Source organism: Chitinophagales bacterium, assembly GCA_016787225.1.
Classification (GTDB): Bacteria; Bacteroidota; Bacteroidia; order Chitinophagales; family JADJOU01; genus CHPMRC01.
The window spans coordinates 34,805-41,357 of record JAEUUY010000016.1 but is presented as its reverse complement, the minus strand read 5'-3'; the positions used below and the strand labels follow the sequence as shown (position 1 = coordinate 41,357).

Genomic DNA, 6,553 nt, shown 5'->3' with positions numbered 1-6,553 from the left:
TCCATTCTACGTCTTCTAATTTTTCATCACAAAACTTCAAATCTAACATAACTCAAAATTTGAACTCAATAAACGCTATGTATTTAAGTTCTAAAACCTTATATTTGTCTAAATGTTAGTTTTTAGACGAACTGGCGTTATCACTAATTTTTATCGAACTTAACACATATGTCAAACTACACACCCGCAAAATTTGAAGAAGATAAATTTCACTGTCCAAACTGTGGAACTTATGCCGAACAAATTTGGTCAATTGAATCGGTATCAACGTACCAATATAAAAAAGCGAATGGTAGTTGGGAAAATTCTGCATATAGGTTGTATGGGTTAAATAGCGCGCAATGTAGTTATTGTGAAAACTTCTCTCTTTGGTTAAATAAAGAAATGATTTATCCAATATCAGGAAACGTAGAACAGCCAAATTCTGACTTATCAGAAGATATTGTACTTTTATATAACGAGGCAAAAAAAATTGTAAATCTATCTCCTCGTGGAGCAAGCGCCTTATTAAGACTAGCACTTCAAAAACTATGCATAGAGCTTGGAGAAAAAGGTAAAAACATAAATGACGATATTGCAAGTTTAGTAAAGAAAGGGCTTCCAGCAACCATACAAAAGGCACTGGATACCATTCGTGTTGTTGGAAACAATGCTGTCCACCCAGGACAAATAGATTTCGATGATAAACTAGATGTTGCATTTGTTTTATTTAAGTATATTAACATTATTGCAAACCATTTCATAACCATTCCTAAAAGCATAGATGAAGGATATGAGCTTCTTTTGCCTCAAAAGGACAAAGAAAACATTGAAAAAAGAGATTCTTAATTTTTCATAAATTTTATCTATTGTAAGGTCTTTATTTTCTAAACAAAATTTTCCAAACTCAAACAAATCCTCTGAACTAAAATTTCCAAAGTTGTCGTGCCTAGCCAAACAAACTCCGTCGTTAGTGTAAACTTCCAAAACCTTACGAAAAGGGCTATGTGGAGCAACCCCTTTCCCTGCCAAAACAAGGTCAGTAATAATCAATTCTTTAACTTCTATCATATAAAAAACATTTAATTTGTGAATAAAAAACTAGTGATAACAGGCAGTTTGGCAAAAGCACAAGCCAACGCTCAATGCTATGCAATTTGTGCCTTCGCAAAGCCGCGCGAGTCGATATGCGTCATTATTAGCGAACTGAAGACATGAGATGGCTAACTGAAATACTTGATAAAAGTTTTGCAAAAATGGTAGAAGAAGAATACCTAATGCAAACATGCGTAAAAATACCACAAGAAATGTACTTGGAAGATTACGACCCAAGAAAGGAATACAAAACATGGAAACCCATTAAAAGCGTTGTCACTGATGATAGCCTAAACGAACTAGAAGGAAAACTCAAACTAAATCTTCCAAAATCTTATCGTGAATTTCTAAAGTACAAACATTTCGTTGAACTTCAAATTGATGATTTCGCAGTAAGTTTCCCGAAACATTTACCTAATACATATCAAGAAACTCTTGAAGATTTTATGCTTAACATTTATGAGCCAAGATATCTAGTGAACAAAAAACTAATATGCTTTGCAAGTTTTCAAGATATAGGTTTTTTATGTTTTGATGCAACAGAACCAAAACACGAAAATGAATATAAAATCATGTTTCTTGACCATGAAAATCTAGACGACAAAATTGAATACTGTGCAAATTTCAAAGAACTCATGGAAGGCGATAAAGAACGGAGCTACATTTTTATAACAACAAAATTGAACACAAGATATCAAAATTAATAACGACGCATATCTGGCAGTATTCTAAAAGAGCGGGGGTCGGCGTTAAAATAAATGGCAGGATGGTATTGAACATTGTATATTTGTATAAAAATAGTCTGGTTAAGCCGCTCCTTCCTTTGGTCTCCAATTAACATCCTGTCTGCTTCCCCAAAGTTCGGCCACCTTGGAGTGGTAAATTTAAACTAATATAACGCTTTGGAGTAAAGGATTGTTCTAACTTTGTAAGTTTTAAAATAATTGTATGTACAAGAAATTTTGCCTTATTTTATTGAGTCTAGGTCTGGTGAATGCTGTCCAGGCACAAATCATTAGTGGTAGTATCAAAGATAGTAAAAGCGGTCAGGCTTTGGAACGCGTCCTCGTAGTCATCATGGAACAAAAAAAGGCTGCCCCTTTAGCTTCGACATATACGAATGAAAAAGGTCAATTCAGGTTTGATGATTTAAAATTCAAAGGAGAAGAATTTACTCTAACAACTCGAATGGTGGGATATACAGAATTTCAGGAAATTTATGCTGTGAGCAAGTTACCACTCAAAGTCAATATCAGTCTGGAACCAACTGCAAGCCAGCTCAAAGAAGTAGAGGTAGAAGGTACACGCGCGCGTGCTACTATTAAAGACGATACCGTCATATATGATGCTAAAGCTTTTAAAACCCACAAAGATGCCAATGTAGAAGACCTCGTGACCAAAATGCCTGGAATAACCAAAGATGGAGGCGAGGTAAAAGCCTATGGCGAAAAAGTTCAAAAGGTATTGGTAGATGGTCAAGAGTTTTTCGGCGAAGATGCGAATATCGCTCTTAAAAACCTACCTGCCGAGACCGTAGATAAGGTAGAAATCTTCGATGCTATGAACGATAGAAATGCGTTTACAGGGTTCAACGATGGCAATACCACGAAGACAATGAACCTCAAGACCAAGCCAGGTATGAATAAAGGTTATTTCGGGAAAGCCTATGCCGGCTATGGAACCTCAGATCGCTATCAAGCTGGCGGAAACTATAACTACTATAATGGCTCTAAGAGAGTATCTATTTTGGGTTTAGCCAATAATATCAATAATCTCAATTTCTCTACTTCAGAAATAGTAGGTGCCATGACAGGCTCTAGCAATATGGGCGGCATGGGCGGTGCGAACATGATGCGCGGAATGAGCTTTGGGATGAGTGTATCGGGTGCTGGAGGTCGTAGAGGTGGTTTTGGAGGCCCTATGTCCAATTTTACCGTATCGAATAGAGATGGAGTCAACGACGCCTATTCCTTTGGGCTTAATTATAATGATAAGTGGGGGAAAAATAAAAACACTACAGTGAGTATGAGCTATTTTGGCAACAGAACGGATAATCTAACCCTGGGTCAAACCAGTCAAAAAAATTTACTAGATACACTCAATACCTTATCTACCAATCAAAATGAAGTTAACACCGATCAAGCCTATAAACATAGATTTACATCTAGAATCGATGGCAAACTAGACCGTAGAAATAGTTATATATGGACTAATAAACTCAATTTTGGTGATAATAATGGAGTCTTTCAAACGGAGTTGCAAAACTTTTTCGAAATCGCTAGAGGTAGCCTGAGAAATATCAATCAATCAAACTCGAATAGTAGATCTATAGATTTTAATACTAACTTCTTATACAAATTTGCCTTCGATAAAAAAGGACGCACATTTTCACTCAATTCCATCGTAGATGTCAATTCACAAAATGGTAACTCTGTTCAAAATATCATCACTGAGCGTGGAGGGATTTCGAATGCATTCGGGCTAGATTATGTCACGAGACAGTGGAATTCTACTTTTACCAATATTCTAACCTATACAGAACCTAGTGGAAAGTATGGACAATGGTTGATCAACTATAGTCCCTCTTTTAGCAATAGAAGAAATGATAGAGAAGTGAGTGCTTTCAGCTCGGCAAATCCTACTCCAGTGATAGCGGATAGCTTATCCAATAATTTTACCAATAACCTCTTTTACAATATCGGAGGATTGAGTTATAGACTTCAATTTAGCAAATTGAGAATTATGTTTGGAACCAATGTGCAAAATATAAACTTTATTGGCAGAGAGCGATTCCCAGGAGCTAGTACACTTGAAAGAAATTTCTTCGGAGTATTGCCATATTTTAATATTCAGTTCAATTCTAAACCTATGAATCGATTGCGTTTGACCTATAATACCAGTATGAATGTGCCTTCAGTCACACAGATTCAGCCAGTTTTAGACTTATCCAATCCAGTATCTATCTATAGAGGAAATGATAACCTAACCAATGAATATAGCCATAATCTCTTTTTTCATTATATGAAACCCAATATAGTGAAAGGGACATTTTTAATATTTGTTTCCAATTTGAACTATACATTTAATAGAATATCTAACTATACCTTCACTGCCGTGCAAGACACTATGATAGATAACATTGCCTTGAGAAGGGGAATTACCTACAACAAATTTGTAAATATGGATCATGCCTTTACTGGTTTTCTATTTGCTAATTACACCTTCCCTATCAAGCCTTTAAAATCTAATTTCAGTATCAATGGGAATTACACCTACTCTCAAAACCCTTCCATAGTTAATCTCAGAGAGAACATGACTCGTACCAATATGTTTTCTCTAGGATCTATGCTATCCAGCAATGTGAGCCCGGACGTAGATTTTTCATTGAGTTATAATCCCAAGTATTTTATCAACACATTCAGCTTAGACGGACTACCCAATAATAACTACTGGATACATACTGTAGGTAATAATGTTCGCTTGACCTTGTTTAAAAACTTTGTGTGGAGTTATGATTTTAGCTATAACTATAATAGTCAGATAGATGCTGCTATCAATCAGCATATCTTTTTATTGGGTTCTAGTCTTGCCTATAAATTTCTAAAGAATCGGCAGTTAGAAGCTAAAATCACAGTTTTCGATATCTTTAACCAGAACCAAAACATTAGCAGAACAATTACGAACAATACCATAGTAGATTCCCGTATCAATGCGATGAATCGCTATGGTCTTTTCACACTGACTTATTCCTTTAAGAAATTTCAAGGGACAGACCCGGATAAAAAAGCCGGAGGATTTATGCAAATGATGATGCCGAAATCTGATTAATGAAGCGAAACAAGGAGATTATAAAGGTTTCTGATAGCTTTGATCAATGGTTAGATAAAAATCATTTCAAAGATAAATCTCTCAATATCAAAGTTACAGAAAACTGGCAGGAGATTGTGGGTAATACGATTTACCATCATACCACACGAATAGATGCCAAGTTACCTAAGATTTTTCTCAAGATAAATAATTCTTCCTTGAAAGAAATGCTCTACCACGATAGTAACTTGCTAATAGATAAAATCAATAATTATTTAGGCGAAGATTGTGTAAAAGAGATTATCTTTACTTGAGTTTACTCCTTTATGATTATCCGTCGACACTATAGCTTTTTATTGATATTCAGTTTTCTTACACTTAAAATTAGCGCTCAGACCTACGTTCATATCGTCACAGATAGAGATAATATCTATAAAATAGCTAGAATCTATGGTGTAACCCCTCTACAGATTTTAAAGATTAATAAAATGGATACCTCCAACTTCAGACTTATGGAGCATTCTATTTTAATAGTGCCAGATAAAAACTATAATGCGAGTGGCAGTGTAGGTAAAATTATAAAAACGATTCAGCATCGCATAGTCAAAGGAGAATCTTTGTATTCGATATCCCGGAAATACGGAGTCACTGTTTATGATTTACTATTAATCAATCCCCATTTGAGTAGAGGTGAAGCCTTACCTGTCGATGAAGATATTAATATTCAAGTAACCTTGAACGCAGAATCCCAATATAGTCGTCAGATTATTTATTTAAATGGTGACTTGTATAAATACAATCTCATAGAAGTGAGAGATACTGCAGAGTTCGAACTAGTCAAGGCGTTTAATGCCACCTTAGATGACAGAATATCCTCTATTTATGAAGAGCAAGACCTCGCAGTAAGCTACGACTCCTTTCCTTATCCCGATGATGATAGTGATATCATGACTAGGCTCATTTATCATTTGGTAAAAAATGGAGCAGACTCTTCGGTAGATAAGCAAATATGGCTAGATTCGCTCTATGAAGAGGTCTTTTATGTAGGCTCCGAACTCAATGAAAAAAAGATCAATACCGATGCCGTCTTTTTATCTAACGCATTTAACCTTTTAGCAAAATTAAATAAGGCTAATCCTAATAATGACTTTCTTTTCGGCTTGAGAAGCGTCCTTTACTATTGGTTAGAAAATTATGAGAAATCAATCATATTTACCGATGAGGCACTAGGTTTAAATCCAAACTGTGAATCGGCAATTATCGTGCGTGCTGCTATGGGTCAGATCGATAATCATATCCCCTATGCCAAAGAACTTTATAAAAAAGTAGATATGATGCGACCAGGTAGAGACTTTATCACCTACAATCTAGGCTCACTGCATTATGCTGATAATGATTTCGTACCCGCGATAGAATATTATAGCAAATTAGCTGCCAAAAAGCATCGATTAGCTCCTGAAATCAATTTTAGAATAGGACATTCTTATGTATTAAATGGAAACGATGACCTAGGCTGTGAATACCTAAGAGCCTCCGAGAAAGAAAGATTTCATCGAGCACTATCTATCAGGGCAAGGTTGTGTAGATAGGAATATATTCCTTAGAACTCTTTCCTGCTTGTCCCGTCACATAATATACCATATTACATATAAAATGGTCCAATCTGTATTAT

General features: G+C 35.5%; 5 protein-coding genes. All 5 read left to right on the top strand.

Annotated features, from left to right (window positions below; genetic code table 11):
- Positions 1-168: 168 nt before the first annotated feature.
- The gene (locus JNL75_05495) at positions 169-828 is read left to right on the top strand and encodes a DUF4145 domain-containing protein (GenBank protein MBL7789272.1); all 660 of its coding nucleotides are present in this window, start codon (positions 169-171) and stop codon (positions 826-828) included.
- 365 nt (positions 829-1,193) lie between these two features.
- Positions 1,194-1,778, top strand: coding sequence for an SMI1/KNR4 family protein (locus tag JNL75_05490; GenBank protein MBL7789271.1), 585 nt, complete (start codon positions 1,194-1,196; stop codon positions 1,776-1,778).
- A gap of 244 nt (positions 1,779-2,022) precedes the next feature.
- Positions 2,023-4,902 carry an outer membrane beta-barrel protein gene (locus JNL75_05485; GenBank protein MBL7789270.1) on the top strand — a complete coding sequence of 960 codons (2,880 nt, stop codon included), beginning with the start codon at positions 2,023-2,025 and terminating at the stop codon, positions 4,900-4,902.
- Positions 4,902-5,195 carry a DUF721 domain-containing protein gene (locus JNL75_05480; GenBank protein ID MBL7789269.1) on the top strand — a complete coding sequence of 98 codons (294 nt, stop codon included), beginning with the start codon at positions 4,902-4,904 and terminating at the stop codon, positions 5,193-5,195. Before JNL75_05485 ends, JNL75_05480 begins: the two co-directional genes overlap by 1 nt.
- 12 nt (positions 5,196-5,207) lie before the next feature.
- Positions 5,208-6,470, top strand: a complete 1,263-nt coding sequence (locus tag JNL75_05475; GenBank protein MBL7789268.1) for a LysM peptidoglycan-binding domain-containing protein — start codon at positions 5,208-5,210, stop codon at positions 6,468-6,470.
- Positions 6,471-6,553 lie beyond the last annotated feature (83 nt).